At 37.9% G+C, this 26,605-nt stretch carries 27 protein-coding genes and 3 pseudogenes; 8 read left to right on the top strand and 22 right to left on the bottom strand.

Annotation, left to right across the window (positions count from 1 at the left end; all coding sequences use genetic code 11):
* Positions 1–129 precede the first annotated feature (129 nt).
* Entirely contained in the window at positions 130–303 is a 174-nt protein-coding gene (locus RE409_RS06360) for a hypothetical protein (protein WP_201181978.1), read from the bottom strand.
* A 173-nt stretch (positions 304–476) separates the two neighbouring features.
* Between RE409_RS06360 and RE409_RS06355 the strand changes: the two genes are divergently transcribed.
* Positions 477–665: a YhzD family protein gene (locus RE409_RS06355; protein ID WP_056528009.1), complete on the top strand. Its 189-nt coding sequence runs from the start codon at positions 477–479 to the stop codon at positions 663–665.
* Between the two features lie 105 nt (positions 666–770).
* Here the strand turns inward: RE409_RS06355 and RE409_RS06350 are convergent, their stop codons facing one another.
* The 10 genes from RE409_RS06350 to RE409_RS06305 all read right to left on the bottom strand — a co-directional run bounded on the left by RE409_RS06350 (position 771) and on the right by RE409_RS06305 (position 12,702).
* A complete protein-coding gene (locus RE409_RS06350) occupies positions 771–1,568 on the bottom strand; it encodes an enoyl-CoA hydratase (protein ID WP_201181981.1) in 798 nt (265 codons plus the stop codon).
* Positions 1,569–1,660: 92 nt separating this feature from the next.
* On the bottom strand, positions 1,661–3,277 hold the full coding sequence (locus RE409_RS06345) for a long-chain fatty acid--CoA ligase (protein ID WP_201181984.1): 1,617 nt from the start codon (positions 3,275–3,277) through the stop codon (positions 1,661–1,663).
* Between the two features lie 437 nt (positions 3,278–3,714).
* A complete protein-coding gene (locus tag RE409_RS06340) occupies positions 3,715–4,554 on the bottom strand; it encodes a sugar phosphate isomerase/epimerase family protein (RefSeq protein WP_201181987.1) in 840 nt (279 codons plus the stop codon).
* Between the two features lie 262 nt (positions 4,555–4,816).
* On the bottom strand, positions 4,817–5,839 hold the full coding sequence (gene iolG / locus RE409_RS06335) for an inositol 2-dehydrogenase (RefSeq protein WP_309558726.1): 1,023 nt from the start codon (positions 5,837–5,839) through the stop codon (positions 4,817–4,819).
* 74 nt (positions 5,840–5,913) lie between these two features.
* Positions 5,914–6,933 (bottom strand): LacI family DNA-binding transcriptional regulator, encoded by a 1,020-nt coding sequence (locus RE409_RS06330; RefSeq protein WP_056527995.1) that lies wholly within the window; start codon positions 6,931–6,933, stop codon positions 5,914–5,916.
* Positions 6,934–7,009: 76 nt separating this feature from the next.
* Complete coding sequence (locus RE409_RS06325; protein ID WP_201181992.1) at positions 7,010–7,969, bottom strand: sugar ABC transporter substrate-binding protein; 960 nt, start codon at positions 7,967–7,969, stop codon at positions 7,010–7,012.
* Between the two features lie 50 nt (positions 7,970–8,019).
* A complete protein-coding gene (locus RE409_RS06320; RefSeq protein ID WP_309558725.1) occupies positions 8,020–9,018 on the bottom strand; it encodes an ABC transporter permease in 999 nt (332 codons plus the stop codon).
* A 4-nt stretch (positions 9,019–9,022) separates the two neighbouring features.
* Positions 9,023–10,531 carry a sugar ABC transporter ATP-binding protein gene (locus RE409_RS06315; RefSeq protein WP_056527985.1) on the bottom strand — a complete coding sequence of 503 codons (1,509 nt, stop codon included), beginning with the start codon at positions 10,529–10,531 and terminating at the stop codon, positions 9,023–9,025.
* 161 nt (positions 10,532–10,692) lie between these two features.
* Entirely contained in the window at positions 10,693–11,694 is a 1,002-nt protein-coding gene (gene iolG / locus RE409_RS06310) for an inositol 2-dehydrogenase (RefSeq protein WP_201221731.1), read from the bottom strand.
* A gap of 15 nt (positions 11,695–11,709) precedes the next feature.
* The gene (locus RE409_RS06305; protein ID WP_309558724.1) at positions 11,710–12,702 is read right to left on the bottom strand and encodes a Gfo/Idh/MocA family protein; all 993 of its coding nucleotides are present in this window, start codon (positions 12,700–12,702) and stop codon (positions 11,710–11,712) included.
* A gap of 400 nt (positions 12,703–13,102) precedes the next feature.
* Between RE409_RS06305 and RE409_RS06300 the strand changes: the two genes are divergently transcribed.
* Positions 13,103–13,981 (top strand): dimethylarginine dimethylaminohydrolase family protein, encoded by an 879-nt coding sequence (locus RE409_RS06300; RefSeq protein WP_180319920.1) that lies wholly within the window; start codon positions 13,103–13,105, stop codon positions 13,979–13,981.
* Positions 13,982–14,043: 62 nt separating this feature from the next.
* Here the strand turns inward: RE409_RS06300 and RE409_RS06295 are convergent, their stop codons facing one another.
* The 3 genes and pseudogenes from RE409_RS06295 to RE409_RS06285 all read right to left on the bottom strand — a co-directional run.
* Positions 14,044–14,547 carry a DUF1648 domain-containing protein gene (locus RE409_RS06295; protein ID WP_201181999.1) on the bottom strand — a complete coding sequence of 168 codons (504 nt, stop codon included), beginning with the start codon at positions 14,545–14,547 and terminating at the stop codon, positions 14,044–14,046.
* A gap of 47 nt (positions 14,548–14,594) precedes the next feature.
* Entirely contained in the window at positions 14,595–14,990 is a 396-nt protein-coding gene (locus RE409_RS06290) for a hypothetical protein (RefSeq protein ID WP_056527973.1), read from the bottom strand.
* 195 nt (positions 14,991–15,185) lie between these two features.
* Positions 15,186–15,680 (bottom strand): annotated as a pseudogene (locus RE409_RS06285) (sulfite exporter TauE/SafE family protein); the annotation flags it as partial.
* 240 nt (positions 15,681–15,920) lie between these two features.
* Here RE409_RS06285 and RE409_RS06280 point away from each other — a divergent pair.
* The 4 genes and pseudogenes from RE409_RS06280 to vanY all read left to right on the top strand — a co-directional run.
* Positions 15,921–16,177: pseudogene (locus RE409_RS06280) on the top strand (MerR family transcriptional regulator); the annotation flags it as partial.
* 13 nt (positions 16,178–16,190) lie between these two features.
* Entirely contained in the window at positions 16,191–16,886 is a 696-nt protein-coding gene (gene vanR / locus RE409_RS06275; protein ID WP_309558722.1) for a vancomycin resistance response regulator transcription factor, VanR-F/VanR-M family, read from the top strand.
* Positions 16,879–17,991: a sensor histidine kinase gene (locus RE409_RS06270; RefSeq protein WP_309558721.1), complete on the top strand. Its 1,113-nt coding sequence runs from the start codon at positions 16,879–16,881 to the stop codon at positions 17,989–17,991. The genes vanR and RE409_RS06270 overlap by 8 nt, the downstream gene beginning before the upstream one ends.
* Before the next feature lie 103 nt (positions 17,992–18,094).
* The gene (gene vanY, locus RE409_RS06265; RefSeq protein WP_309558719.1) at positions 18,095–18,973 is read left to right on the top strand and encodes a VanY-A/VanY-F/VanY-M family D-Ala-D-Ala carboxypeptidase; all 879 of its coding nucleotides are present in this window, start codon (positions 18,095–18,097) and stop codon (positions 18,971–18,973) included.
* A gap of 505 nt (positions 18,974–19,478) precedes the next feature.
* On the opposite strand, the pseudogene ureE reads toward vanY, so the two are convergent.
* The 4 genes and pseudogenes from ureE to RE409_RS06250 all read right to left on the bottom strand — a co-directional run.
* Positions 19,479–19,592: pseudogene (gene ureE / locus RE409_RS30630) on the bottom strand (urease accessory protein UreE); the annotation flags it as partial.
* 128 nt (positions 19,593–19,720) lie between these two features.
* Complete coding sequence (gene ureC / locus RE409_RS06260; RefSeq protein WP_201182007.1) at positions 19,721–21,430, bottom strand: urease subunit alpha; 1,710 nt, start codon at positions 21,428–21,430, stop codon at positions 19,721–19,723.
* Complete coding sequence (locus RE409_RS06255) at positions 21,427–21,750, bottom strand: urease subunit beta (protein WP_057219534.1); 324 nt, start codon at positions 21,748–21,750, stop codon at positions 21,427–21,429. Before RE409_RS06255 ends, ureC begins: the two co-directional genes overlap by 4 nt.
* Positions 21,751–21,763: 13 nt before the next feature.
* Positions 21,764–22,066 (bottom strand): urease subunit gamma, encoded by a 303-nt coding sequence (locus RE409_RS06250; RefSeq protein ID WP_201182009.1) that lies wholly within the window; start codon positions 22,064–22,066, stop codon positions 21,764–21,766.
* A 295-nt stretch (positions 22,067–22,361) separates the two neighbouring features.
* Between RE409_RS06250 and RE409_RS06245 the strand changes: the two genes are divergently transcribed.
* Both RE409_RS06245 and RE409_RS06240 read left to right on the top strand, forming a co-directional pair.
* Positions 22,362–22,811: a DinB family protein gene (locus RE409_RS06245; RefSeq protein WP_056527958.1), complete on the top strand. Its 450-nt coding sequence runs from the start codon at positions 22,362–22,364 to the stop codon at positions 22,809–22,811.
* Between the two features lie 170 nt (positions 22,812–22,981).
* Complete coding sequence (locus tag RE409_RS06240; RefSeq protein WP_309558716.1) at positions 22,982–23,443, top strand: DinB family protein; 462 nt, start codon at positions 22,982–22,984, stop codon at positions 23,441–23,443.
* A gap of 80 nt (positions 23,444–23,523) precedes the next feature.
* Here the strand turns inward: RE409_RS06240 and RE409_RS06235 are convergent, their stop codons facing one another.
* The 4 genes from RE409_RS06235 to RE409_RS06220 all read right to left on the bottom strand — a co-directional run bounded on the left by RE409_RS06235 (position 23,524) and on the right by RE409_RS06220 (position 26,491).
* The gene (locus RE409_RS06235) at positions 23,524–23,772 is read right to left on the bottom strand and encodes a transcriptional regulator SplA domain-containing protein (protein ID WP_053344899.1); all 249 of its coding nucleotides are present in this window, start codon (positions 23,770–23,772) and stop codon (positions 23,524–23,526) included.
* 127 nt (positions 23,773–23,899) lie between these two features.
* Entirely contained in the window at positions 23,900–24,766 is an 867-nt protein-coding gene (locus tag RE409_RS06230) for a Cof-type HAD-IIB family hydrolase (RefSeq protein WP_201182013.1), read from the bottom strand.
* Between the two features lie 158 nt (positions 24,767–24,924).
* The gene (locus tag RE409_RS06225) at positions 24,925–25,278 is read right to left on the bottom strand and encodes a YlbF/YmcA family competence regulator (RefSeq protein ID WP_053344898.1); all 354 of its coding nucleotides are present in this window, start codon (positions 25,276–25,278) and stop codon (positions 24,925–24,927) included.
* A gap of 73 nt (positions 25,279–25,351) precedes the next feature.
* Positions 25,352–26,491, bottom strand: a complete 1,140-nt coding sequence (locus tag RE409_RS06220) for a DUF445 domain-containing protein (RefSeq protein ID WP_309558714.1) — start codon at positions 26,489–26,491, stop codon at positions 25,352–25,354.
* Positions 26,492–26,605 lie beyond the last annotated feature (114 nt).

Here is a 26,605-nt window from a genome sequence, read left to right as displayed (position 1 = left end):
ATGATTTTTTGTTTTAAGGAAAGAATTCCGCTTAAATAAATAGGTTTAATTTTCATTCTGTCCAAATCAGTGTCCAAAAATAAAAAGCATACTCATAGAGCCCTGTAGGCTATAGAGTAGCCTTTCTCATTATTTACCAGCTTTTATTTCTTTTAAATCTTGTTCGATATATTTCTTTTCAATCACTAAGGATGTATCCCGTTTCTTATATATTCCCCACTTAATATTGAAAGTCTGCTTGTTTCTGATGCGGCTATGCACAGTCAGGCGTCGCTTCTGATAAAATGAAGTCGGATTTTTCAAAAGCGGCCTGAATGAAAACGGAATCTATTGATATTCTATAAATTAATAATGTTTACTAAATATATTTTCCTTACATAGTAATAGTCAAAATTGACAGAAAATGATAAAATTTTCAATAACCGTTTAAATATTACGAAAAAAACAGTCTATTATTTGAAAAGGGAGTTTTGAAAATGAGCAGAATATACAAATTAACCGTATTTGAACCGTCAGGGGAAAAACTCTTGGATGAATCATTTACGGCTGAGAATGATGAACATGCAAAAGAATTAGGTCAAAATTTATTAAATGAAAAAAACTATCAAGATCAAACACATCGCTGTACATCACCCGCAGGCGCGTTATTACTTTTTCATCGTTGATTGGAAAAATGGAAGCGTGATCATTTAGATGTCGACTAAGTTTTATACATCTTCTTTCTGATTATATAAAAAGGCAGTCACAATATCGTGACTGCCTTTTCCGTTTCATTTTCCGATAAAATTTGGTCTTCTTTTTTCAACGAAAGCCTTTATTCCTTCTTGGTGATCCGCTGTTTGGCGCATTTTAAATTGGGCAGCCTTTTCAATTTCAAGCATCTTTATTAATAATGGACGATTTTTTTCACTTAGAATCTTTTTCGTCTTGATCATCGCTTGAACAGGACTTTTCAGCCATCCTTGTACTTTTCTCTCTACCGCCTGCTCCAAAGTTCCATCTGCTATTTCGTGAATGAGGCCTTTTTCTTTAGCCTCCAGCGCTGTTAGCACTCTACCTTCCCAGATTAATTCTTTCGCCCCCACTTCACCAAGACGTCGCTCAAGGAAGAAATGTCCACCCCCATCAGGAATTAATCCAATGCCGATAAAGTTCATGGCAACCTTACTTTCTGAGTCAGCAATAAGATGGTCAGTTGCAAGCGCAATACTCAAACCAAGACCTGCTGCTGCACCGTGAATGGCACTGATTGTCAATTTAGGCATGAAATATAAGGTTGTTACTAATTCACTAATTCCATCCATCAGGTCATTAAAACCATCTTCTTTATCAGGTGCGAGCATCATTTTAATATCTCCGCCTGCTGAAAAAGCTTTCCCATTGCCTTTTAAAATGACGACGTCCACGTCCTCATTCTCACTTACTTCTTTAAGAGCAAAAATAAAATCATTTAGCATTTGCGGATTTAATGCATTCATAGCCTCTGGACGATTCATTGCAACAGTTGCTGTTCGTTCCGAATATGTGACTAAAACCGTACCTGAATTTAATGATGTTTCATTACTCAATCTATTTCCTCCTCTTTCATTCTATAAATTTATTATATATGCTCACTCTACTATCGTAATAGAAAAAAGTTATATTTATTCAATTTTACCTTTTATTTCTTAATATATTTATCCTGAAGCTGATCACGCAACGCCCTTTTCAAGAACTTCCCTACACCCGTTTTTGGAATATCATCCAAAAAGACTACTTCATCCGGTAACCACCACTTAGCAAACTGCGGTTTTAAAAACTCTATTATGTCTTCTTGTGATACCTGCTCTTTATATGCATCCTTCAAGACAACACAAGCAATTGGGCGTTCCTGCCATTTTTCATGAGGCACTGCAATGACTGCCGCCTCAAAGATACCCTCATGAGCCATTAATGTATTCTCTATATCTACAGAGGAAATCCACTCTCCACCGCTTTTGATTAAGTCCTTCGTCCGATCGACAATTTTCACAAAGCCTTCCTCATCTATCGTGACAACATCTCCGGTATAAAGCCAGCCATCTATAAACGTCCCCTCGGATCGCTCATCTTTAAAATACTCATCCGCTATCCATGGACCCCTTATAAGTAATTCTCCCATTTCTTTTCCATCCGCTTTCACTTCACCATCCTGCCCGACAACTTTAATTTCGATCATCGGCGAGACAAGCCCCTGCTTGGCCTTCAACTCATAAAGTTCATCCTCAGGTAAGTCTTCCTGATAGCTTTTTGGTTTGGAAACAAATACGAGCGGGCTTGTTTCCGTCATACCATAAGCATGCAGGAATGGAATACTGTACTTTTGCTCAAAAGTTTTAATCATGCTTTTTGGAGCCGCCGACCCTCCGCATAAAACAGCGCGAATACTGCTCGTATCATGGCTACCTTCTTCAAGCTCCTTCAACAACCCAAGCCAAATCGTCGGAACTCCTGCAGCGATTGTGACCTTTTCCGTTTCTATAAGCTCTGCCAAAATTTTCGGGGTAAAGTTCGGTCCCGGTAAAACCATCTTTGTGCCAAACCAAACACTCGCAAATGGCATTCCCCATGCATTAACGTGAAACATTGGTACGACTGGCAAAGCCACATCCCGTTCGCTTATTGCTGTAGAATCAGCAAGTCCCAGCGCAATCGCATGCAACAAAATTCCGCGATGTGAATAAACCACACCCTTTGGATTTCCTGTCGTGGCGGATGTATAACACATGCCGGCAGGTGCATTTTCATTTAAATCCTGAATGAATGTCTGCTTAGGATTCCCTTCAGCCAATAACTTTTCATAATGGTAAACAGGTGATAGTGTCGTTTCAGGCAGTTCATCATTATCAGTCATAATGATGTAGCCTTCTACCGTTGTTAACTCATCTTTAATCGTTTCCAACATTGGGATGACATCAGGATCTATTAGCAATAATCGATCCTCCGCACTATTGACGATATAAGAAACATGCTGAGGAGACAGACGCATATTAATTGTATGTAGGACAGCCCCATGACAAGGAATCGCAAAATATGCTTCCAAGTGCCGATGATGATTCCATGCAAGTGTTCCGATCCGGTCACCTGTCTTGATACCGAATTTTTCAAGGTTACTCGCTAGCCTTCTTGTACGCTCAGCAATTTTTGCATATGTAAAAGTGTGAATTCCACCGTCCGTACGCGAAACTACCTCTTTTTTTGGAAAATATTTTTCAGCTCTCTCAATGATTTGCGTCATAATCAATGGAGTATCCATCATAACAATCTCCCCCTTCTCTAGAAAACGCTTTCACATATATATTCGACCAGAAAAAAAATAATCCTTTTTCCCTAGGTTCGGTTTTACATTTTATTTTAAGACTCTGGTCTACATTATTGGTTAAACAAAAAAAGGACCTTAAACTTGATCCTTTGTCTGTCTTATTCAGTTCTTACAACCCATAACTCTAGAGGGACCTAAAAAAGAAAATCGCCGTCAAAAATTGGGAATTCCCTAATATCCATCGTCTTAAAAATGGATATTCAGTACTATGAGATGGCCTTAGAACCGTCAGGAAGAGAATCTCAGATAATGCCTTAAAAGAAAAACTACAATATTTATTTATTTATTTAAGGTTAAAAAGTCAATTAACTATTCTTTCCCTTATTGACTTCTACCTTAAAGCTTTAATACCGCTAGGTACATGAATTAAGATGCTATATAGAAGCCTTGGTCAGCTCCTTTAAATAAATCAAGGATTCTTCTGCATAGGTATAAATTAGGTTCATTGCTGGATATCCTTTACCTGCTTGGAAAGGATCAACCCCTGGAGCCATACATTCCACAACAATATGACCATTAAAACCAGATTTATTTATACCGGATGCAAATTGTCCAAAATCAATATGTCCCCTGCCAAGAGCTCGCCTGTTGCTATCCGCTACATGGATAATTTCTAGGTGTTCTTTTGTTTTCAGAAATGGTGTTTCCATATCTTCTTCTTCAATATTCATATGGTATGTATCCAATAGCATTTTCACTTTCGGATTACTTACCTCTTGAACAAAGAGCAATGCGTCATCTCCGCTGTTTACTATACAGCTTTCATACCTATTTAATGGTTCAATCACAAGTGTAATATCTAATTCACCTGCTTTTTCTACTAATTTCTGGACGGAATCAATGGCCCATTTCCAATCCTCTCCATTTAATCCCATCGGCGAAGTTTTTCCGACAGCAGAAGGACATACAACGAGGTATTTTCCTTCTACCTCCTTTACAGCCTCTATCTGTCTTTTAAAATACTCTATAGCTTTTTGACGATTTTCCGAGTGAGCATTGGCAAGGTCTTGTTCTTCATTTGGCCAGCCTGAATCTCCTGTCAAACCTCCAATTTCCAAAGACAATTCTTTGGAAAGATGTAAAAGGTCTTTCCACTTATAGTCATTCACAGCTGCTCGAATTTCTATTGCATCATATCCTGTTTGTGACACAAATTGCATAACCTTTTCTATAGGTATATCGCCGAAAATCCAGCTACATATTGAAAATTTCATTACATTACTCCCTTATTGTTAGTAAGATCACTTCCAAAAAAGTTTTTCGTAAAACTTTTCTCTCTGACACTAACTGGCTTTCCAATTGCTGCACCTCGGACTGTTAATACTATTAACCTCGGGTGTTACCTATCAGTCAAAAAGCCTGCGCACTTTTAGTAACGTAGAAGTATTTTCTTAAATTTCCCGGCAAAATTTTCGCATCCGGCTCTAGAAGCCATTTCTATTTCAGCTGGTTCATATTATTCTTTCTTCCGTTTAATTAATATGTAGCAATTTGGTCAGTCTGCTTCAACTGAACCGGAATTCCCGTTTCTAGTGATTGTTTTGCAGCTTTAGCAATACGCTCAGCTTGTATGCCATCAAAGCCACTACAACTCACTTCAAGGTTTTCAAGACATGCCGATGCAAACTCAGTTACTTCACCTATATATGCTTGAGTGTAGCGTTCAAGGAAAAAGTAAAGCGGCTTTTCTTTCTTTACATGATCATTTGTTGAAACCTCAACAGTTGTTGCCCTGTTGTTATCCACTTGTGCAGTACCCTTATCCCCAAAAATCTCAAGACGTTGATCATATCCATAGACGGCACGGCGGCTATTATCGATAACCCCTAGTGCACCATTTGCAAATTTCAAAGTTATGATGGCTGTGTCAATATCGCCTGCTTCCTCAATAGCGGGGTCCACTAACACAGCTCCATTTGCGAACACCTCCACAACTTCACTGCCCATAACGTAGCGAGCCATGTCGAAGTCATGGATCGTCATATCCATGAACAATCCGCCTGAAGATTTAATATAATCAGCACTTGGCGGTTGAGGATCACGTGAAGTGATTCGCAAAATATGAGGTATCCCGATTTCACCTTCTTGAACGAGGTTTCGAATCTTACGAAAATTCGGATCAAAGCGACGGTTAAAACCAACTTGAAGCTTTACACCTGCACTTTTCACCGCAGTAAGTGCTTCTTCTGTTTCTTCCACTGAGAAGCTAATTGGCTTTTCACAGAAAATATGTTTTCCAGCTTTAGCCGCTTCTTTAATAATATTTGCATGTGTATTTGTTGGTGAGCATATAAACACTGCTTGGATTTCAGGATCACTAAGCAATTCAAGGTAATCCGTTGTCAATACTTCAATTCGTTTCTCTATCGCCCACTCTTCAAGATGTTCAATTGCAACATCCGAAACACTTTTAATTCGGATTTGCTGAATCACCTTCAAATTATCTACATGTAATCTTCCAATACGACCTGCTCCAATAATTCCAACAGTCAGTGTCATTGACCTAATCCCCCTAATTAAGCGCTTAACCTAATAAATAAAACACCGGGTTGTAACCGGTTGACTCATTAAGCTTAACTTTTTATTTCTTTTAAGTCTCTTACTGAATTACGTTCTATAAGTACTGGTGCAAGCATGATCCTATGCCCAGATTTATTCGGCTTTTCAATTGACAGCAACAGTTGATTAATGGCATAACTTGCCAATTCATCTATAGGTTGAGCGATTGTCGTTAAGCCTGGGTATGCTATTTCTGCATGTATGGTGTTATCAAAACCAATCACCGATATTTCATTAGGAATAGCTACATTTTCCTTTCGTGCTTCATTCATAAAAATGGCAGCAATTAAATCGGTTGACGCAAATACCGCAGTGGGCCTATTCTCTAATTTTAAAATTTCCTTGGCAGCTATTCTTGCGTCTTCAATTTTTGATTTAGAATGAATCACTTGTTCTTCATTCAACTTAATCCCCTCATCAATCAGTGATTGTTTAAAGCCCTCTAATCGAAGGTTTCCACTTGCACGGTTTAATTCGGCAATCACTGCAATATGCCTATGTCCTTTATCCAACAAATAACGCCCTGCAAGATATCCACCCCGTATATCATCTGTCGTAACAACATTAGTTGTAACAAAAGAGGGGTGATCGACTGAGAACATCAAGAGTGGGAAATTCCTGCTTTGAAGCTTCTTAAAAACCTCCCGATCATTCGGTTCAGTTGCGATGATAATTCCATCCACCTGTTTTTTTATAAGGAGCTCTAAATAGTCGTGTTCCCTTTCCCGTTGATAATCTGTGCTGCATAAAATAATGGCATAGCCAATTTCACGAGCATTATTTTCCAGGGCTCTCGCAACCTCAGCAAAAAAAGGGTTTGAAATATCAGGAACAAGCACTCCTATTGTGAATGTCTTCTTCCCTGTCAACGCAGCTGCAACAGTGCTTGGCTGATATTCAAGTTCTTGCATGATTTCCGTTACTCTATTTCTCGTTTTATCGCTAATTCGTCCTGTTTTATTTATCACCTTTGATACCGTGGCAATTGAGACGCCTGCCTTTTCTGCTACATCATAAATTGTAGGCTGCTTCATATGTTTTCAAAACTCCTCCAAAATATCCTTTACTTTATTTTAGCATGAAGGAATTTTGCGGGTACTATAGATTTCCTTATTTTGAAATACTTTTTAAGAAGTCTAATTTTTCTTCTGCATTTTTTACTGTTATGATGTCAATCCCGCTATCTAATCGCTCATCAATCTTGTCCCCATTTATTGCTTTCAAGGCATTTTCAACACCTTGATACCCCATGTTATATGGGCTCTGGGCTATGGTGCCAGCCAGCTTGCCTTCCAAAATGGATTCAACTGCTTCTTCCGTTCCATCAGTACCAATAACTTTAATATCCAGTGCTTTTGCTTCAACAGCACGCAATACACCTAATGCCATATCATCATTTGCTGCGAAAACACCTTTAACATCTCCATTTTTTTGCAAAATATTTTCCATTACTGACATCGCTTTTGTTTTATCACTATCTCCAGGTTGTTCTGCAACAACTTCCAGACCCGCTTCTTCAAGCGCTTCTTTCGCCCCTTTAATCCTCGCATCAGTAGCCGGATTGCCGAGTGCTCCTGAAATTAAAACCACTTTATCTCCTTTCTGAAGCATAGAAGCCAACAATTTCCCACCTTCCAAACCTGCAGTCCGGTTTTCTGTTCCGATAAAGGTTGTTTTTCCTTCAAAATCAGCATCTGAATCTATAAGTAATACAGGTACATTCTGAGCTGCGGTTTCTAACACCGGTACAACCGTTTCAGGTTGTGAAGGAGCGACTACGATTGCGCCAGGTGACTGATTTATTTGATCTTCAAGCATATTAACTTGCTGGATCACTTCCGACTCTGCAGATGGACCCACCACTGTTACAGTTACCCCAAGGTCCTTACCAGCAGCTTTTGCTCCCGCCTCTACATATTTCCAGTAAGGACTTGATAAAGTTTTTAAAACGACTGCTACACTTTCATCTTCACCGCCGCTCGCTTTTTTATCTGCGTCGCCGCAACCAGTCACTAATGCCATACACGTTACCATTAATGCCGCTCCAAACCATTTTAGTTTCCTATTCATTCTTCTACCTCCAAATTATAGTGATATACTTGAAATGAATTTATGATTGATTATCTTTTTTTACTTTTGCGTTGACGGAGTACGTCAACAAAAACGGCTGCGATAATTACAAAACCGATTACTGCCATTTGGAAATCAGCAGGCACGTTCAGAAGGTTTAAACCATTTCTGAGCACAGCAATGATCATTGCCCCAATTAATGTACCCCAGACAGTACCGACACCTCCCATGAAGCTAGCGCCACCAATAATGACTGCCGCTATTGCATCAAGTTCATATGATTGACCTGCAAGAGGGAATGCGGAATTTACTCGTCCAACCATTACAAGTCCTGCAAGACCTGCCATTAAACCACTAATTGTGTATACTATGATCAATACACGATCAACATTGATACCCGAGAGACGAGCGGCTTCTTTGTTACCACCGATTGCGTATATATATCGCCCTGTCTGTGTCCTTGTCAAGAAAATATGAAAGATGATATATACAGCGATTACTAGAAGGAAGCTAACAGGTATGGGACCTACAAATTCCCGTCCTAAAAATTGAATTAAATATGGAAAACCAGCAATTGGAGCCGCTGCCGTAATGATTAGTGCAATTCCACGTGCAATATTCATCGTACCAAGTGTAGAAATAAACGGGTGGGGCAAACGTAATTTCGTTAATAGCAATCCATTAATTAAACCGAATCCAGCGCCTACGAACAGACAGGCAAGAAGACCCAAGATTGGACTTAATCCCATCGTGACTGAAACAATTCCCATAACCATGATAGAGACTGCAAGAATGGAACCAACAGATAAATCAATACCGGCTGTTAAAATCGGAAGAAGCATGCCTATTGCAAGTATGGCGTTAATAGAAGACTGACGAGCAATATTCATGATATTGTTCAATGTCATAAACTTGTCCGATAGAAATGTCAGGACTGTCGTTAAAAGGATAAGACCGATTAATGGCCCAAATTTACTTACGTAAGTCTTAATGGTTCTACTCTGTTTTGGTGAATCATTCTCTGGTTTTTGTATGACTGCTCCATTCATAATTTCATCCTCCTGTTGCCGCCTTCATTATTCGCTCTTGAGAGGCTTCTCCAATTTCTAGGTCAGCGGTTATTTTCCCTTCACTCATCACTAAGACCCGATCACATATACCAAGAATTTCAGGAAGATCAGAAGATATCATCAGCACAATGGCACCGCTTTCAACTAACTGATTCATTAAGCGATAGACTTCAACTTTTGCACCAACATCAATCCCTCTTGTAGGTTCATCAAAGATATAAACCTTTGCTTTTGTGCATAACCATTTGGCAATAACGACTTTTTGCTGATTTCCCCCACTTAGATTTCTAGCATGAAGATCTATGTTATTTGGGCGAACTTTCAATTCCTTTATATAATTTATTGCTTCTTCACGTAGACCTTTTAAATCAACGAGTCTTAATTTATTCGTAAATTTATTCATATTAGCCATGGCAATATTAAAATCGAGCGGCTGATCCAGTAAGAGACCTTCACTTTTCCTATCCTCCGTTATAAAAGCAATGCCCGCATCAATTGCATCCCTAGGTGATTTGATTCGAACTTCCTTTCCATTTATGAAGACCTTTCCATTCCCCCGGTCATCTGCACTGAAAATAGCTCTTGCTAATTCTGTACGTCCAGCCCCAACTAGTCCGGAGATGCCGACTATCTCACCGTGTCGGATTGAAAAGCTTACTGGTTCTTTTGACCCGGCCACTTCCATGTTTTCAACCTTGAACCCTTCACCGCCAAGCGTAAATGATTGCTTAGGATATTTCTCATCCAGCGCCCGTCCAACCATCAACTCAATCCAATAATCAGTTTCTGTTGTCTTGACCGGTAGCGTTTCTATTTTAAATCCGTCGCGAAGGATGGTAAGCCTATCGCCCATTTCTCTGATTTCATCTAACCGATGGGAAATGAATACAATCGCAATGCCCTTTTGCGTAAGTTGTTCTACACATCGATATAACTGCTCCACTTCTGTTCCACTAAGACTGGAAGTCGGCTCATCCATAATGATTAATTTAACATCGAGAGTAAGCGCTTTCGCAATCTCCACAAGTTGTTGCTGCCCGATTCCCAGCTCCCCCAATTGCTTATCTGCAAGTTCAGGGCTCTGGCCAAGCATCTCCAAACAGCGTTTTGCTTCCTTACGCATTTCATTTTGATTAAGTAATGAAAATTTTCCGCCACGTTTCAATTCCCTTCCAAGGAATATATTTTCATATACCTTTAATTCAGGAATGACATTCAATTCTTGATAGATCGTAGCAATTCCTAGATTCATAGCATCAAGGGGTGTATCAAGTTGGACAGAATTACCTTCCCAAAAAATTTCTCCGGAATCCTTTTCATATGCTCCTGTTAAAATTTTAATAAGTGTGGACTTACCTGCACCATTTTCCCCTAGTAATACATGAACTTCACCTGCCATTACATCTAAATCAATTCCTTTTAAAACATGGTTTTGACCAAAACTTTTTTTAATCCCTTTCATTTCGAGGAGATATCCTGAATGATTAACCATGTGCAAACCTCTTTTCGTCATTTACCTTTTCTTTTTAAAGAAAGCGCTTTCCTAACTAAAGTATAATTTTATTATATTTATTTTTCAATACATTTTTTTGAATATTTAGTATTTTCAGATTAAAACTCGTGAACAAAATGGATTCTTTATCCTTCTATATACTAAAGTTCGACTTTTTTTCCATTTTGATAAGATTCCCGTGCAGCAAAAGCGATTTCGAGTGCCTTTACGCCATCGTCTACTGTGACACTTGGTGTTCTTTTTTCAGCCACTACCTGGAAAAAGCTTGAAAGCTCCAAATTGTAGGCATCCGTAAAACGAGTTGGAAAATCCGGTAATATATCATGCAGGTTACCCTCTTTCGTTAAAATCTGAATATCATGATTTCGAAGATTCCCTATAAAGATCGAGCCTTCTGTCCCAATGACCTCTGCACGAATATCGTAGCCATAATGGGCATTACGACTTGCCTCTGCATCTCCTGCAGCCCCAGATGAAAACTCTAAATACGTAAGAGATTGATCAACATCTCCGTATTTTTCCATGAACGGGTATTTCAAGATTCGTCCATGAGCATGAACTGAAGTCACTTCGGAATTCATCAAATAACGAGCAATATCAAAATCATGGATGGAAACATCGACAAACATACCACCGCTATTCTGGATAAACGCTTCATGGGGTGCATGAGGATCACGGGAAATACCACGGAAGTATATCGGATCGCCAATATCACCAGCATTAATTCGCTTTTTCGCTTCAACGTAAGCCGGATCGAATCTACGCATAAAACCAACCTGGCATATGGTATTGTTATTTTCTATTATTCTCTTAATATCATTTGCTTCACTTAAATCTATCGTAAGTGGTTTTTCAACAAAAATAGCTTTACCTGATTCAGACGCTTTTTTCAATAAATCAAAATGTGTGCTTGTTGGAGAGGCAATAATCATTACTTCGATTGTATCGTCTTGAAGAATATCATCCGGATTGGTAGTGAAAAATGGCACTTCTAACTCTGTTGCAACACGCTTGGCTGTCTCCATGTTCACATCACATATTGCCGTAAGTTCTGCATTTCTAATTCTTGTAGCGACATTTACTGCGTGCCAATATCCAAGTCTTCCAAGTCCAAGTACAGCTGCTCGAATTTTTTTTGTCATATTATTTTCTCCTTTTTAGTTAACATTCGTCACCACAGACTTACTGTGCAATGATTGATAACTTATTTCAAGATAACGGGCCATCTTAAGCGAATGATCCACGTTGTAGTCAGGATTTCCCCCTTCTAGAATACAATCATGAAAATGTTCAATCTGGTTTAAATATTGATCGTCTTTAAACTTCTCAAAAAGAATCACGCTGCCATTGTAATCTTTAACAGTTATTTTGCCGTGTTTATCATCCGATACGTCAGGACGAAAAGCGCAATCAACAGTAATGGACCCCCTTGGACCAAAGATTTCATAACGATTAATAAACGAGAGTTCCAATGAAGCTGTTACTTCAGCAGTTCGTTTCTGATCATCAATCAATACGCAAGTCGATGTTATATCCACTCCGTTGTCTTGATCCATTTTACCGCTCATTGAGATTTGGACAGGTTTAAAGCCAACAATTTGTGTCACCGCATGCAAGCCGTAACATCCGACATCTCGCATAGCACCTCCTCCTAGTTCAGGTTTCAAACGAATATCACCTGAGTCTTCAAGCATCCAGGAAAAATGAGCTTTAACATGGAGATAATTCCCGATAATACCCGATTCCAGTAATTCCCTCACTCGTTTGTGCTGACAATGAAATTGGTACATGAAAGCTTCCATAAAAACTACATTATTTTCTTGGGCTGCTGTTTTCACATCGTACATATCGGCTTCTGTTAACGCTGCTGGTTTTTCAAGAAGAACATGTTTTCCCTTTTGCATTGCCCTCACCGCCCATTTTGCATGAAGAGAGTTTGGCAAAGGGATATAGATTGCGTCAATCGATGAATCTTCAATTAGTTGTTCATACTTTCCATATATGTGCGGGGAATTGAATCGTTTGGCCTTTTCTAAGCTTTTCGATGCTACAGCTACTAATGCTGCACGGTCTGAACGGATTAATGCCGGTAAAAATTCATCATATGCTATATTGGCAGCACTAATAATTCCCCAACGGATATTTCCCATTACTCACACTCCTTCTATTAATTTTAATGTTTGGTTTGCAACGAACCTTAAAGATATTTAATATTAAGAAAATTTAGGGAAAGCGCTTTCCTTTTTGCTATTGTAACTCACTATTTTTTATTATTCAATTACATTTACAAAAATGTAAAATTTTATTTTTCAGAATTATTAATTTTCAAATTACATACAAACGGACTTTAAAAATAGATTGTAAAACTTTTAACAAAAGTAACTGCTTTATGTATATTTTTAAGATTTGTCTGTATGAAGAAAGCTTCCAAGTAAAAATCAACAATGATTAATACAAAAGACTATATTAAAAAATGACTTTTTTTTATGTTTCTTTCCAGAAAAAAGAGGTAATAGTAAAGATACAATGATATTTAGAGGGAGCTCATCTATGGTAAACAAGATAAACGAAGAACTAGAGGCTTACTGCGCGAGCGAATATTCAAAGCTTTTACGGGTAATTGTATGTGAACCAAAATATATGGAGATTCGTGAGATCATCAACGAAACACAAAAAGAGTTTAAAGATGAGAACATTGATCGTGTACTTGCTATGGAGCAGCATACCAATTTTGTAAAGTCGCTTGAACATGAAGGAATTGAAGTCATAAATCTACCACCCCAATCTGCATATCCAGAACAAGTCTTTACGAGAGATATTGGATTCACTCTTGGCAATACCGTGTACGTCGCCGAGATGGCTACAGATATCCGGCAAGGTGAAGAACTTATTTTGAAAACCTGGCTCGAAAAAAATGATGTCCCATTCTTCAACTTATGTAGGAATAGAATAGAGGGCGGGGATGTCATAATTGATGGAAAGACCATTTATATCGGGGTCAGTGATAGAACAGATAAAAAATCAATCAAGAATCTTCAAACCTTATTATCAGAATACGATATCATCCCAATTCCTTTCATTGAAAAATTCCTTCACTTGGACTGTGTATTCAATGTTATCTCACCAACGGAGGCCCTTATCTTCCCAGAAGCCCTTACAAAAAAAGAGTTAGCCTTATTAGAATCACGTTATGACATAATTGAAGTGACTAAAGAGGAGCAATTCACATTAGGAACAAACGTGCTCTCTATTGGAAAAAGAAAAGTGTTTAGTCTTCCATGCAATAAAAAAGTAAATCACAAGCTTCGTGAACGCGGATATAGCGTCATTGAAGTCGATATAAGCGAGATCATCAAGTCCGGAGGCTCTTTCCGTTGCTGCACCATGCCTCTGTTGCGAACAACGAATAAGAAAACTGAACTTGCTTAGAGAAAGAAAACTGCTCATAATCAAGATAGATTTAAACCGAACTTGCTATAATGAAGTTCGGTTTATTTTACTTTCAGAAATGAGCGCACCCTAAAGAAAGCGATCGTGCCCAGAAGGACAACTAGGAAAATAGGCAATTCTAAAATACCAAGCCCAACTTCCCTACCTACAGAAACTTGAACAGATTTCCAGCTGGTATAAAGTAAAAAAACAATAATTTCCGCCTTCAAAATCACACTCATCACCTGAGCATTTTTGTATAGACGCTCCGCATTTTGTCCCGTTACTTTTACCGAGAAATTAAAGATATACGGCACTCTCTCTAAAGTCGTCAATATTGACCATAAAAAAATACTTACGATCGGAAGAAACCAAATTACAACTCTCCCTCCCCAACCATCTGCTTCTCCTTTAGCATTAAAATGAATCGGAACCTGATCAGGTAAAGTACTCCACTCATTAATCAAATAAATCAGGTTGAGCACTATTATAATAAGTGAAAAAATATCAATTAGTTTTTCATAAATCGTTTTTGGTATCTTTAATACCGGTTGATTATTTTTCATACTTCCCCCCTAATCTTACCAAAAAAGATCTTATTCCATCTGTTCTTTTATTGTATCAAGTTTAATACAATTTCAGAATCCGCTTTATTTAATTGTACATACTTGCTATGTTTACCTTTCGTCAATTTCAATATATTTTCACCAGAAATAACCCAAACATAGTAAACGACTATTTTATCCTCATTCTTTTCATCATTAAAATAAAAGATATAATCCGCTTTAGGACGATCTTTCTCCATTTTGGAATTTTCCCAGTTAATATTTTTTAATATTTCTTTTGTTTTTATAGTCTTTTCAATTTCTATACTTTCTTTATAAGCTTCAAATTTGTAGATTTTACCCTCACGCTTTTGAATCGAAATATGTTCTTGTTTATTTGAACATCCTACAGTTAACGCTAAAGATACTATGAAAAGTGCAAGTAAAAATAGTCTCCATTTCATTAATTGTCATCCCCCTTACATGAATAGACTAATAGCCAATATTTTCATTATACTAGTCTACCAGAAGAGTAATAGGAATGTGTATTTAATGGCGACAAAAGAGTGCAGAACCATCTTTTCTTAAAGCAAAGAACTCCCAAGCTTTTACCTAGAGAGTTTCTGACTCTAATATCCCATGTAAATAATAGACGTTGTTCACCCAAACCAAACCGTAAATAACTCATCATTTACGCCCAGGTTGTACATATAATAGATCCCGAATACCACGCTGACCACACCTGTCAACTGAATGAGTGAGTGGTTCACTTTTATAGAAGAAGTACTTGTGTCAAAGGGGATGCTTAAAATCGTTGTAAATAGAAGCATGCCCACACATGTACCAACTCCAAATATAATAATGTAAATGGCACCCTGCCATACTGAATCTATTGTACTCATCGTAAGAAGAACCATGGCTGCACTTCCGGCAAGTCCGTGGACAATCCCAACAAACATCGATTTCAAATAGGTAGCTCTGCCTGAATGATCATGTTGATGCATTTTCTCCCAAGAAAAAATCGTCGTTATACCTAGATATACCAACATGATTCCTACAAGAAATTCTAATGACATTGCCCAGGCTTCCGAGATTTCATTTTTCAAAAGGATCAGGATGACACCAAACACCAATAGCGTAAGTGTATGACCGAGAAAGTCTTTGTTATTAATACATCATTAATTTAAACTAATTACTTAACTTTTCTTTGGTGGCATAAATTATCTTGAAAATGGTACGATAAAAACGTTGATATCTAAATAGGAAATGACTTAAAGATGGGAAAAAACGAAGATATTTTGAATTGGATAATTATGTTTCAAAAAAAAATCTTAAAAATCCTTGACCTCAACTTAGGTTTAGGTTGTATCCTTGGTAAAAAGATAAAAAATCATATGAACTATAAAATTGGACAAGTCGCAAAAATGAATCATCTAACAATGTTTCTCAATTACGGTACTATGATAATCGAGGACTGTTACCCTTTCTCAAAAGAACTGAGAAGGGAGATTGAGTTTTTGACGAAGAAGCACTGAAATATTTAGAAATGATCTTATGCTTAAAGAATACTGGGATGCCAATTAAAAAAGTTAAACAATTTATTGATTGGTCAATGAGTGGCGATGATACCATCTCCCAGAAATTAGAAATTAGGAGTGGAGTAGATGAAACGTATTTCGATTTTAATAGCTGATGATGAGGAGGAGATTGCTGATCTGATTGCCATCCATTTAGAAAAAGAAGGATACCATGTCATTAAAGTATCTGATGGACTAGAAGCCATTCATGCTATCCAGACTCAATCGATTGATTTGCTAATTTTAGATATTATGATGCCAAAAATGGATGGATACGAAGTAACCCATCACATTCGAGGACAACATAATTTACCTATCATTTTCTTGAGTGCCAAAACTTCTGATTTCGATAAGGTACATGGACTAGTGATTGGAGCAGATGACTATATGACTAAACCATTCACCCCCATTGAATTGGTTGCTCGTGTAAATGCTCAGTTGCGGCGCTTTATGAAATTGAATCAACCCAAAACAGATAATAAATTGATCTTGGAAATTGGTGGATTAGTTATTTCTCCTGATCAACGCACAGTTATTCTATATGATGAGACCATTGAGCTGACGCCTAAAGAGTTTGAGATTTTGTATTTACTAGCCAGTCATCCAAAGAAAGTTTATAGTGTGGAAAATATTTTTCAGCATGTGTGGGGCGAAGCCTATTTTGAGGGTGGTAATACCGTTATGGTCCATATTCGTACTTTACGGAAAAAACTTAAAGAAGATAAACGGAAAAATAAATGGATTAAAACTGTATGGGGTGTCGGGTATACATTCAATGGTTAAAATCATTAGAAGTTTTCGCTCAAAAATGATAGTGTTATTCGGATTAAGTATGTTTTTTTCTGGCATCATAACTTATCTAATCTTTAAAGGACTTCAATTTTATTATCACACGATGGTTCGTTATGAGGATCCATTGGCTCGTTTTCGCTTATTTATAAACAATATTGGAGACATTAATTTCTTTTTACTACTATTTATCCCACTTTCAATCTTTTTTTTCTTTGTCCTTACTAAGCCTTACTCTACCTATTTCAAAGAGATTTCAGAAGGAATTCATTATCTCGCTCGTGGTGACTTTAAACATCGAGTTCAAATCATATCAAATGATGAATTTAGAAATATTGCGCAAGATATTAATCTGGCAAGTGAAAAATTGGAACAAGCCATAGAAAGAGGAGATTTTTCGGAAAGCAGTAAAGATCAGTTAGTAGTAAATTTAGCTCATGATTTGCGTACTCCGCTCACCTCTGTTTTAGGTTACATTGATTTAATCCTTAAGGATGAGAATCTGACTAAAGAACAAGTCAGACATTTTTTAACAATTGCCTTCACTAAATCTCAGCGTTTAGAAAGACTTATTGATGAATTATTCGAAATAACTAGAATGAACTATGGCATGCTGCCAGTTGAAAAAAAGCAAATTAATTTAAATGACCTACTGATTCAATTAAAGGAAGAATTGTATCCTATCTTCGAGAAAAATGATTTGATAGCTCGAATGAATAGTACTCCCTATTTACCTATTATTGGTGACGGAGAGTTGTTAGCACGTGTGTTTGAAAATCTTCTGACCAATGCCAATCGTTATGGATACGATGGCCAGTTTGTAGATATTAACGGCTTTATTGATTCAGGAGAAGTGGTTGTTCAGATTGTGAATTATGGAAATAGTATTCCACCGAATGAACTACCGCATCTTTTTGATATGTTTTATACCGGTGACAAAGCACGAACTCAACAAGAAGATAGCACAGGTCTTGGATTGTTCATTGCGAAGAATATTGTGGAGCAACATAATGGAACGATTACTGCAGAAAGTAGTTTAATACGTACGATATTTGAGGTTCGTTTACCACAGGACAGTGTACCAAATAATCAAATTTAATACCCAAGTAAATGATTTAAGAAAAATTTAATATTTACCCTACTCTTTTTTTTAATAGTTTCTCCTATTATATAAGCAAGTAAGATCAAGGAGGAAACTGAAAATGAAGAAGTGGGGATTTTTATTGTTTTTAATATTGTGTTTGGGATTTGCTATCGCTAATATAACACCGTTGTTTCAAGATAAAGTAGAGTTTCAAAAAATTGTTCAAAATCATCAAGATAATATAAATTATCTAGGAAGTTCTGAACGTATCCAAAACAAGGAGATTGCAAAAGATCAGATCTATCAAGGAAATCTACTCTTGGTCAACAAGGATTATCCTGTTCACCAAGAGAGTATAAAATCAGATGTCGTAAATTTATTTACGCATAAAGAATTGAAAAAGGGATACGAGTTACTTGATAGTGATATTAGATTGTCAGAGGATGTCGCACGTAAATTTTCAGAGATGACAACTGCTGCTGAAAAAGAAGGAGTTCGTCATTTTTCAATTAGTAGTGGCTTTCGAGAATTTGATGAGCAAAGTGTACTTTACCAAGAAATGGGCTCTGACTATTCCTTGCCAGCAGGCTATAGCGAACACAATTTGGGTTTATCGCTTGATGTAGGATCTACTCAAATGAAGATGAGTGAAGCACCAGAAGGAAAGTGGATAGAAGAAAATGCTTGGAAATACGGCTTTATTTTACGCTATCCAAAGGATAAAACTGATGTCACAGGAATTCAATATGAACCGTGGCATATCCGCTATGTTGGCTTGCCTCACAGCGCGATTATGAAGGATAAGAATTTAGCTTTGGAAGAATATTTGGATTATCTAAAAGAAGAAAAGAACATTTCTGCTAGTGTTAATGAGAAAAAATATACTGTTTCTTATTACTCCATTTCTCATAGCAGTCCAATTAAAGTACCAAATAATCTCTATTATGAGATTTCAGGCAACAATATGGATGGAGTAATTGTGACCGTGTACGAATGATAAATGGATAAAAAAAAGGAACTAAAAAAATTCTGATGACCTAATACTATCATTTCAATAAATCATTACTTCTTGATTTAGAAAGATATGATTATTTGGTTGCTCATTTCTCTAATCCTATTGCCGACACATATTTAAACTTCAAGAAAGTAATTTTTGAACAAAGTGATTATTATCCTGTTTTGTTTATAAAATTCCATCTATGTTATTCCATTAAAGGGTGCAATTGTTGAACAACATAGGTAGAAAATGATCAAACTTTTTTATAAAAATCAAACTTAAATTTGCTGGAGAAGAATCCATTTTGATCAATCTTTTTTCAAAATGAATTCTTTTTATTTATCGTAAAATACGGGTTTACGAGGTATCTTTGATCAAACTTTATTTCAAAGCTTCAGTGATAGCTCAAAAACTGACAAGGGCTTCTATATAAGCATAACTGAACCTCTCTCAAATAAACATGTCCTTTTCCACCCATCTGGCCAATTGATGTAGGCACTATCGCCTAAATATCGTCATCAATCGTCTGAAACACAATCATATTCTTTTCATCCACATAAAGGATGTCTCCATCCATTAATTCTTTGTATTCCTTAAGACGAATCCCAATTTCTTTCCCATGATCCGTTTTCGCTCATAGAATTTGTTTTCTTAATGCATCACTTTCTAAACCCTTTTCATATGTTTCGTGTTTTTTTCAAAAAACTCTATATTTCCTAATACCTTTTCCAGAATCATGGTATCATCTCAGAATAAAAAGTATCGTTGTGCCATCGGCAGGACTTCTGCCGGCTCACACGTAATTAAATCACCGTCCACCGTCACTTCATACGTTTGCGGATCAACCTCTATGACGGGGGTTTCCCCATTTAACTTCATATCTTTTTTTGTAAGATTACGAATATTCGAGACAGTCTTCATTATTTTTTTCAGACCCAGGTCTTTGTGAATTCCTGCTTCATAGGACGCCTTTGATAGGAACGTAATGGACGTACTCGCTACAGCCTGGCCATAACTCGCAAACATCGGACGGTATAACACAGGTTGAGGCGTTGGAATCGAGGCATTGGGGTCACCCATAATACTGTGGGCAATCATGCCGCCTTTTAATACCATATCTGGTTTCACTCCAAAAAAGGCTGGATCCCAGAGCACCAAGTCGGCGAATTTCCCTTCTTCTACCGAACCAACCACATCAGAGATTCCATGGGTAATGGCAGGGTTTATCGTATACTTGGCGACATAACGCTTCACGCGTAAATTGTCTCCTTCCCCTGTTTCTTCTTTCATTTTCCCCCGTTGCTTTTTCATCTTATCTGCTGTCTGCCATGTCCGTAATATGACTTCGCCTACACGTCCCATTGCTTGAGAATCCGAGCTAATCATACTAAAAACGCCCAGGTCATGCAGAATGTCTTCAGCGGCTATCGTCTCTTTCCTTATTCGGGAATCAGCAAAAGCGATATCTTCTGGTACGGATGGATCCAAATGATGGCAGACCATAAGCATGTCCAAATGCTCTTCTAGAGTATTGATTGTGTAAGGCCGGGTAGGATTAGTCGAGGATGGAAGAATGTTGGAGTAGCTTGCCGCCTTGATGATATCAGGAGCATGCCCGCCACCTGCACCTTCAGTATGATATGTATGAATCACACGGCCCCCGATCGCTTTAATCGTATCCTCAACAAAACCTCCTTCATTAAGCGTGTCAGAATGAATCGCTACCTGAACATCGTATTCATCCGCCACCGTTAAACTTGTATCGATTGCAGCGGCCGTCGTTCCCCAATCTTCATGCAATTTCAGCCCAATCGCACCAGCTTCTATTTGTTCAGCTAGAGGTTCTTTGGCCGAGGAATTACCTTTCCCTAAAAACCCAAGATTCATAGGGAAATGATCTGCTGCCTCAAGCATTTTATGTATATTCCAGGCTCCTGGCGTACATGTCGTGGCGTTCGATCCCGTTGCCGGTCCGGTTCCGCCGCCAATCATCGTGGTAATTCCGCTTGATAGTGCAGTCTCAATTTGCTGCGGCGCAATGAAGTGGATGTGAGCATCAATGCCTCCGGCTGTTATTATCTTTCCTTCAGCTGCAATTATTTCAGTTGCAGCCCCAATCACCATAGTCACTCCATCCATCAATAGCGGGTTGCCAGCCTTGCCGATAGCTGCAATATTTCCATCCTTCACGCCGATATCTGCTTTATAAATTCCGGTATAATCGACGATGATTGAATTGGTGAAAACGAGATCCATGACCTCGTCTCTTGAAGCAGTAGGATGTTGACCCATACCATCACGAATCACCTTACCTCCGCCGAATTTCACTTCATCTCCGTATTTTGTAAAATCCTTTTCTATTTCTATGAAAAGCACTGTATCTGCCAATCTAATTAAATCGCCAGTTGTCGGACCAAACATGTCTGCATATTGCTTACGTGACATTTCATGACTCATATTTCCCAATTCCCATCGAGCGGACCATTAGTTTGATTGCTTAATCCATAAACTTCCCTCTTGCCGCTAAATGGCACCAGTTCTATTTCTTTGGCATCTCCCGGCTCAAAACGGACCGCTGTGCCGGCAGGAATGTTTAGCCTTTTCCCAAAAGCATCTTCCCTAGAAAATTCCAACCCAAGATTCACTTCGTAAAAGTGAAAATGTGAGCCAATTTGAATCGGCCGGTCTCCCCTATTGGTCACGGAGATGACTGTCAAAGGCTTCCCTACATTACATACAATCGGTCCTTTTTTCAAAATATATTCTCCAGGTATCATGGCTTAAAACTCCTTACTGAATCGGATTATGAACCGTCACAAGCTTTGTACCATCAGGAAAAGTCGCTTCCACTTGAATATCGTGAATAATCTCCGGGATTCCTTCCATCACATCTTCACTTGAAAGAATTGTCTTTCCAAACTGCATCAGTTCTGCGACAGACTTACCATCGCGTGCCCCTTCCACAATTTCATATGTGATCAAGGCAATCGATTCCGGATAGTTCAATTTCAAGCCGCGATTTTTTCGTCTTCTTGCCAAATCTGCTGCCACTACGACCATTAATTTTTCTTGCTCCCTAGCTGTTAAGCGCATGCCCTCTCTCCTTCTGCCAATCAAAACCATAAAGCACCTTATAATAAGAGTCTATTAAAGATACAACACACAATATTAGTCATTACCTAACGCACTTACGTTATATAACATAACATATATCTAATTATATTAAATTTTCTGATAATTTCAAGTGTAAAAATGAAATTATTTGTAAATTAATATACACCTCTCGTTTTGAAAGTGCTTACCTAAAATTTGATAATACCCAAACAACCTTGATATAATTTCATGAGGAACTATTTTGCTAAAAAAGTAGTGAGAGGGGAACAAAAAAATGAGTTATGTGAAAAATCAACTTAAAGTTATGCGCGAAAATTTACTAAAAGAAATCGAGGGATTAAGTCCAGAGCTTATGGATGTGCAGCCGAAAGGGTTCAATAATACAATCCATTGGCATCTTGGACATGTCCTATCCGCAGCGGAAAAATTTTTATTGGACTCCCCAAATAACAGCAACTTGCCTGCTAATTACGGACAACTATTTGGATACGGTTCAAAACCAGCTGACTGGACAGGCGATATCCCTTCTGTTGAAGTTTTAAAGCAGCAGTTACAAGAACAACTTGGCCGGCTTCTTGAAATTCCGGAAGAAAGCTTGAACGAAAAAGTAGCACAACCTTTCAGAGAAATGGAAACAGTAGGAGAGTTTATTAACTTCGTAGTCCTACACGAGGCAAGTCACATTGGACAAATTCATGCGATGAAACTTCTCATCCAATCCTAACTAATAAACCACAAGCTGCCATTCCGATATTTCGATAAAAACCGGAGTGGCAGAAATTTCTTGTTAAATAAATCTCGATTTACTTAACAAGGAACAACCTTGATATAATTCGAAGGACGTTTTTATATAATTACATATCATTCACAGGAGCTAAAAAAGGGGGATCTAGCATGAATCCATTACAGAAACGATTCTCACTAATTAGAGGGAAATTTTTCGAACGAGCTATTGATTGTGTTACTCCTGAACTGGCAAGCATTCAGCCAATAGGATTCAACAACAACATTCACTGGCATCTTGGCCATACGTTGTTCGTAACAGAAAAATTCTTGCTCGATCATCCGCGAGCAGGGAACTTGCCAGACAATTATGTTAATTTCTTTGCACAAGGTACAAGTCCGGCTGACTGGACAGACGATGTTCCATCAGTTAACGTTTTAATTCAGCAATTTAAAGAACAGCTTAATCGCCTTCTGGCCATTCCTGAAGAACGCTTAAATGAAAAACTGGAGAAACCATTCAAAGGTTTTATAACTTATAGCGAAATGGTCAATCTTGCACTTTTCCACGAAACGTACCACATGGGACAAATTCACGTGATGTTACGAGTGATTAATGCAGCCCAAAAATAAAAGCCCCCGCTTTTCAAAGCGTGAGGCTTTTTTCATTAATACTCATTAAAATATGATAATCAAAGACCCCCACTTCAACTTTACATCATCTGGTTGTCCATATAATCGTTATAGGCTTTTTCAGCAGCGGCTTCTGAAGAAAATAAAGCATCATCATCTTCAATTGTATGAAATGTATCGTTCAGAAACAAAGCAACTGCATTAGGATCTTTTGGATGAGGGACAATTTCTGCTGCCCTCACATTCGAAACAGTAGGAACATGGGGATTATTATAAATTACAAATACCTCGTCACCTACTTGTACTTCTTTCGCATTGATAATACCCATTGAATTCTTCCTTTCCTTTACAGATTTTCTTTAGTTTATGGAAAGGTGCTTAGAATTATTATATAAAATCACATTGCCAGCGACATAACTAAATAGGACTCCTTCGTGATCGAAGGAGTCTCCTTATTCATTTAAGCATATTCATCTTCTGCAAAAACTCAATCGGATGTTGTTTACGGAAAAATTCTCTTAACATATAGGCAACACCGTGTTCATCATTAGAGCGGGTCACCCATTTCGCGACTTTCTTAACTTCCTGATCTGCGTTGCCCATGGCAACACCCAGACCAGATCCAGCTATCATCTCCATATCATCTAACCCGTCTCCAATCGAGACAATTTCACTTCTTTTTACCTTTAAATGATCTGCTAAATACAATACACCACTCCACTTGGATACACCCTTTGGAACAACCGTCAGCTTGTATCCTGGATGTAGGATAACATCAACCTCCGGGAACATATCCTTTATCAGTTTTAGCATATCAGTTTGGTCACTTTGTTCCGAAAAAATGATATCTATTTTTGTCGGAGCCATTGGCTTATCAATTAACTCTTCACTGATATCATCCACATAATTTTGAGCATATATATTTTGATCATTCAAATACATAACTGATTTACCGAGCAAATTCTCTGGAAGGTTGACTCGATTGCCAAGCGAGTATTTTTCATGAATGAGTAGAATTTGGCAGGTAGTTTTTTCAAGCATTTGAACTAGTTCCACAGTCAATTCTTCTGAAATTCTTTTCACCAATATAGGCTTCTCAATTGATGCTCCAACAAAAGCTCCCTGCTGAGCAACGATCATCGGATTTATTTTTAGGGCTTTGGCCGCTTTTTTTGCAGAGTGATAGTTTCTTGACGTCACAAGCGCAACATGGACACCTTTTTGGTGCACATAATCAATTGCTTCTTTAGTTGATTTATTTAAACGGCCATTCGACTGGAGCAATGTTCCGTCAATATTAATCGCAAGTAGACGATATACCATGTTGATCTCCCCCATCTATAGTATCCTCTTTCAAATTTATGACTAAAATTTGAAGAGTAGAACAAATAGAAGTTCAGAGCACCTTACACTCGATTTGGCACTAACTTTTCCGACAAAAAAACTCCCTACCATAAAGGCAGGGAGTTCTCAACAGCTTACTACTGTTGTTCAGGCAGACCATATAAATCTTCAAGCGGCTTCATGATAATTTTATTAAGGTCAGCAATGACCATGCTCATCCTTTGTTCCGCTTCCATCAATTTTGAGATGGTTGGGTTTTGTTGAACAAGCTGTACTGTTTTTTGTGCTTGCTCCACCTCTTCCGGAGCAATTTCCTGCCCCATCATTTGCTTTTGTTGCAAAGACATCTGTAAATTTCGAAAGTTTTCAAACATTCCTTTTGTTGCTTCATCCGAATTGACGATTTCATATAAGCGTTGCAAGTCGGCATATTCATTACTTGCTCGAATTGCCTTTTCCATTTCATATGCTGCATCATATACGTTACTCATGGTTTTCCCCTCCCAGTAATCATTGTATTCCTACACCTTTACCACTATAACAAATCCCTTTGCTAATTACACGTCATCCTAATAAAACAGTTACAAAACCTTGGAATAAACCGATGATTCCTCCAAGCAATGCTCCAAGGTATGTGATCATTGACAATTCCTTCTTAGTGATGGAAACGACCATTTCCTCAAGTCGCGAAACGGAAAATGAGGCCACCTGTTCTTCCACAATATCATCCAAATGAAGATTTTGGAAAAGCGGCTGAAAGTGATTAATTAAATAGTCGGCACCTTTTTCCACAAGAATTGGGACCCCTTTTTCAACAATCTTATCAGAGAAATTGGCAGTCAACTCACGAACTGGTTTTTCCATGATAGTAGCGACTGGTATCATTTCTGTCGTTTTTTCGGTAATAAACTGTCTTATCGTTTCTTTCCCAATCAAGCTTTCTACTTTCTTAACATCCCATTTCTCGAGGTTTCCCCACTCTTTTACCATCATCACTGACAATATATCAATAGTTCGTGATTGTTCAAAAAATTTAATGATTTCCGGCTGAATTTTATCAATTAACTTTTCATTCCCGATAAACATCTGAATTAAATTGATCAATTTACCCCGTTCCTTGAAAAAATCATCCAACATGTCTTCAAGGCGCCCCTTACCTTCTTCACTGTTAAAATATTCTTTTCCTTTTGTTACGATGAATCGAGAAATATCCGGGATCGACTCCACTGCTTTTTGCTGAATGTGCAATGGGACGATGTCCTGTAAGCTCTTGCCGCTATTTTCGTCCAACCATGTTTCGTATTTACCAAGAACGAAAGTCTGTAATTGCTGTTCTAACGAGAAGGAAGAATTCTTCATTCCCAATTGATCAAGCAATTGAGCTGTACTTTTTTCCGTGGACAACGCTTTCTTTACTTCTGCCTGAACGAAAATTTTCATATTCTGTATAGAGGCATCATTGATAACCTTACTTTGAATGCTTTCAGGTGTGATTAAATGTTCAACGACCAATTTACCTAACTGACTGGCTAACTCATCTTGCCGCTTAGGAATTAAACCTGGTGTCAACGGCAGCTGTTTCCCGAAAATATAGATTGGTTTATAAGGTCTAAACAGCATCCGGATAGCCAATAAATTAGTGAACCCTCCAATTACAGCACCAACAACAACCATAAACAGTATTTTTACCCAAAACTCATCCATGAGGATTTCTCCTTTTGTTGCTTGAAATAAAGGCTTAATGACACGTTCTAATTGGAAAAACATAGAATGTGTTATCCACTTTTGCCCATCATTTAATTATAAAAGGATATCAAA

The organism is Peribacillus sp. R9-11 (assembly GCF_031345095.1).
Taxonomy (GTDB): domain Bacteria; phylum Bacillota; class Bacilli; order Bacillales; family DSM-1321; genus Peribacillus; species Peribacillus butanolivorans.
Note: the sequence above shows the minus strand (reverse complement) of the source record. Positions and strands in the feature narration are given on the sequence as shown.

Bases quoted from the DNA above. Each gene is read 5' to 3' on its own strand.
- RE409_RS06355 (WP_056528009.1), top strand. From the start codon at position 477: ATGAGCAGAATATACAAATTAACCGTATTTGAACCGTCAGGGGAAAAA.
- RE409_RS06345 (WP_201181984.1), bottom strand. From the start codon at position 3,277: ATGATGGATACTCCATTGATTATGACGCAAATCATTGAGAGAGCTGAA.
- RE409_RS06340 (WP_201181987.1), bottom strand. From the start codon at position 4,554: ATGAAATTTTCAATATGTAGCTGGATTTTCGGCGATATACCTATAGAA.
- iolG (WP_309558726.1), bottom strand. From the start codon at position 5,839: ATGACACTGACTGTTGGAATTATTGGAGCAGGTCGTATTGGAAGATTA.
- RE409_RS06330 (WP_056527995.1), bottom strand. From the start codon at position 6,933: ATGAAGCAGCCTACAATTTATGATGTAGCAGAAAAGGCAGGCGTCTCA.
- RE409_RS06325 (WP_201181992.1), bottom strand. From the start codon at position 7,969: ATGAATAGGAAACTAAAATGGTTTGGAGCGGCATTAATGGTAACGTGT.
- RE409_RS06320 (WP_309558725.1), bottom strand. From the start codon at position 9,018: ATGAATGGAGCAGTCATACAAAAACCAGAGAATGATTCACCAAAACAG.
- RE409_RS06315 (WP_056527985.1), bottom strand. From the start codon at position 10,531: ATGGTTAATCATTCAGGATATCTCCTCGAAATGAAAGGGATTAAAAAA.
- iolG (WP_201221731.1), bottom strand. From the start codon at position 11,694: ATGACAAAAAAAATTCGAGCAGCTGTACTTGGACTTGGAAGACTTGGA.
- RE409_RS06305 (WP_309558724.1), bottom strand. From the start codon at position 12,702: ATGGGAAATATCCGTTGGGGAATTATTAGTGCTGCCAATATAGCATAT.
- RE409_RS06300 (WP_180319920.1), top strand. From the start codon at position 13,103: ATGGTAAACAAGATAAACGAAGAACTAGAGGCTTACTGCGCGAGCGAA.
- RE409_RS06295 (WP_201181999.1), bottom strand. From the start codon at position 14,547: ATGAAAAATAATCAACCGGTATTAAAGATACCAAAAACGATTTATGAA.
- RE409_RS06290 (WP_056527973.1), bottom strand. From the start codon at position 14,990: ATGAAATGGAGACTATTTTTACTTGCACTTTTCATAGTATCTTTAGCG.
- vanR (WP_309558722.1), top strand. From the start codon at position 16,191: ATGAAACGTATTTCGATTTTAATAGCTGATGATGAGGAGGAGATTGCT.
- RE409_RS06270 (WP_309558721.1), top strand. From the start codon at position 16,879: ATGGTTAAAATCATTAGAAGTTTTCGCTCAAAAATGATAGTGTTATTC.
- vanY (WP_309558719.1), top strand. From the start codon at position 18,095: ATGAAGAAGTGGGGATTTTTATTGTTTTTAATATTGTGTTTGGGATTT.
- ureC (WP_201182007.1), bottom strand. From the start codon at position 21,430: ATGAGTCATGAAATGTCACGTAAGCAATATGCAGACATGTTTGGTCCG.
- RE409_RS06255 (WP_057219534.1), bottom strand. From the start codon at position 21,750: ATGATACCTGGAGAATATATTTTGAAAAAAGGACCGATTGTATGTAAT.
- RE409_RS06250 (WP_201182009.1), bottom strand. From the start codon at position 22,066: ATGCGCTTAACAGCTAGGGAGCAAGAAAAATTAATGGTCGTAGTGGCA.
- RE409_RS06245 (WP_056527958.1), top strand. From the start codon at position 22,362: ATGAGTTATGTGAAAAATCAACTTAAAGTTATGCGCGAAAATTTACTA.
- RE409_RS06240 (WP_309558716.1), top strand. From the start codon at position 22,982: ATGAATCCATTACAGAAACGATTCTCACTAATTAGAGGGAAATTTTTC.
- RE409_RS06235 (WP_053344899.1), bottom strand. From the start codon at position 23,772: ATGGGTATTATCAATGCGAAAGAAGTACAAGTAGGTGACGAGGTATTT.
- RE409_RS06230 (WP_201182013.1), bottom strand. From the start codon at position 24,766: ATGGTATATCGTCTACTTGCGATTAATATTGACGGAACATTGCTCCAG.
- RE409_RS06225 (WP_053344898.1), bottom strand. From the start codon at position 25,278: ATGAGTAACGTATATGATGCAGCATATGAAATGGAAAAGGCAATTCGA.
- RE409_RS06220 (WP_309558714.1), bottom strand. From the start codon at position 26,491: ATGGATGAGTTTTGGGTAAAAATACTGTTTATGGTTGTTGTTGGTGCT.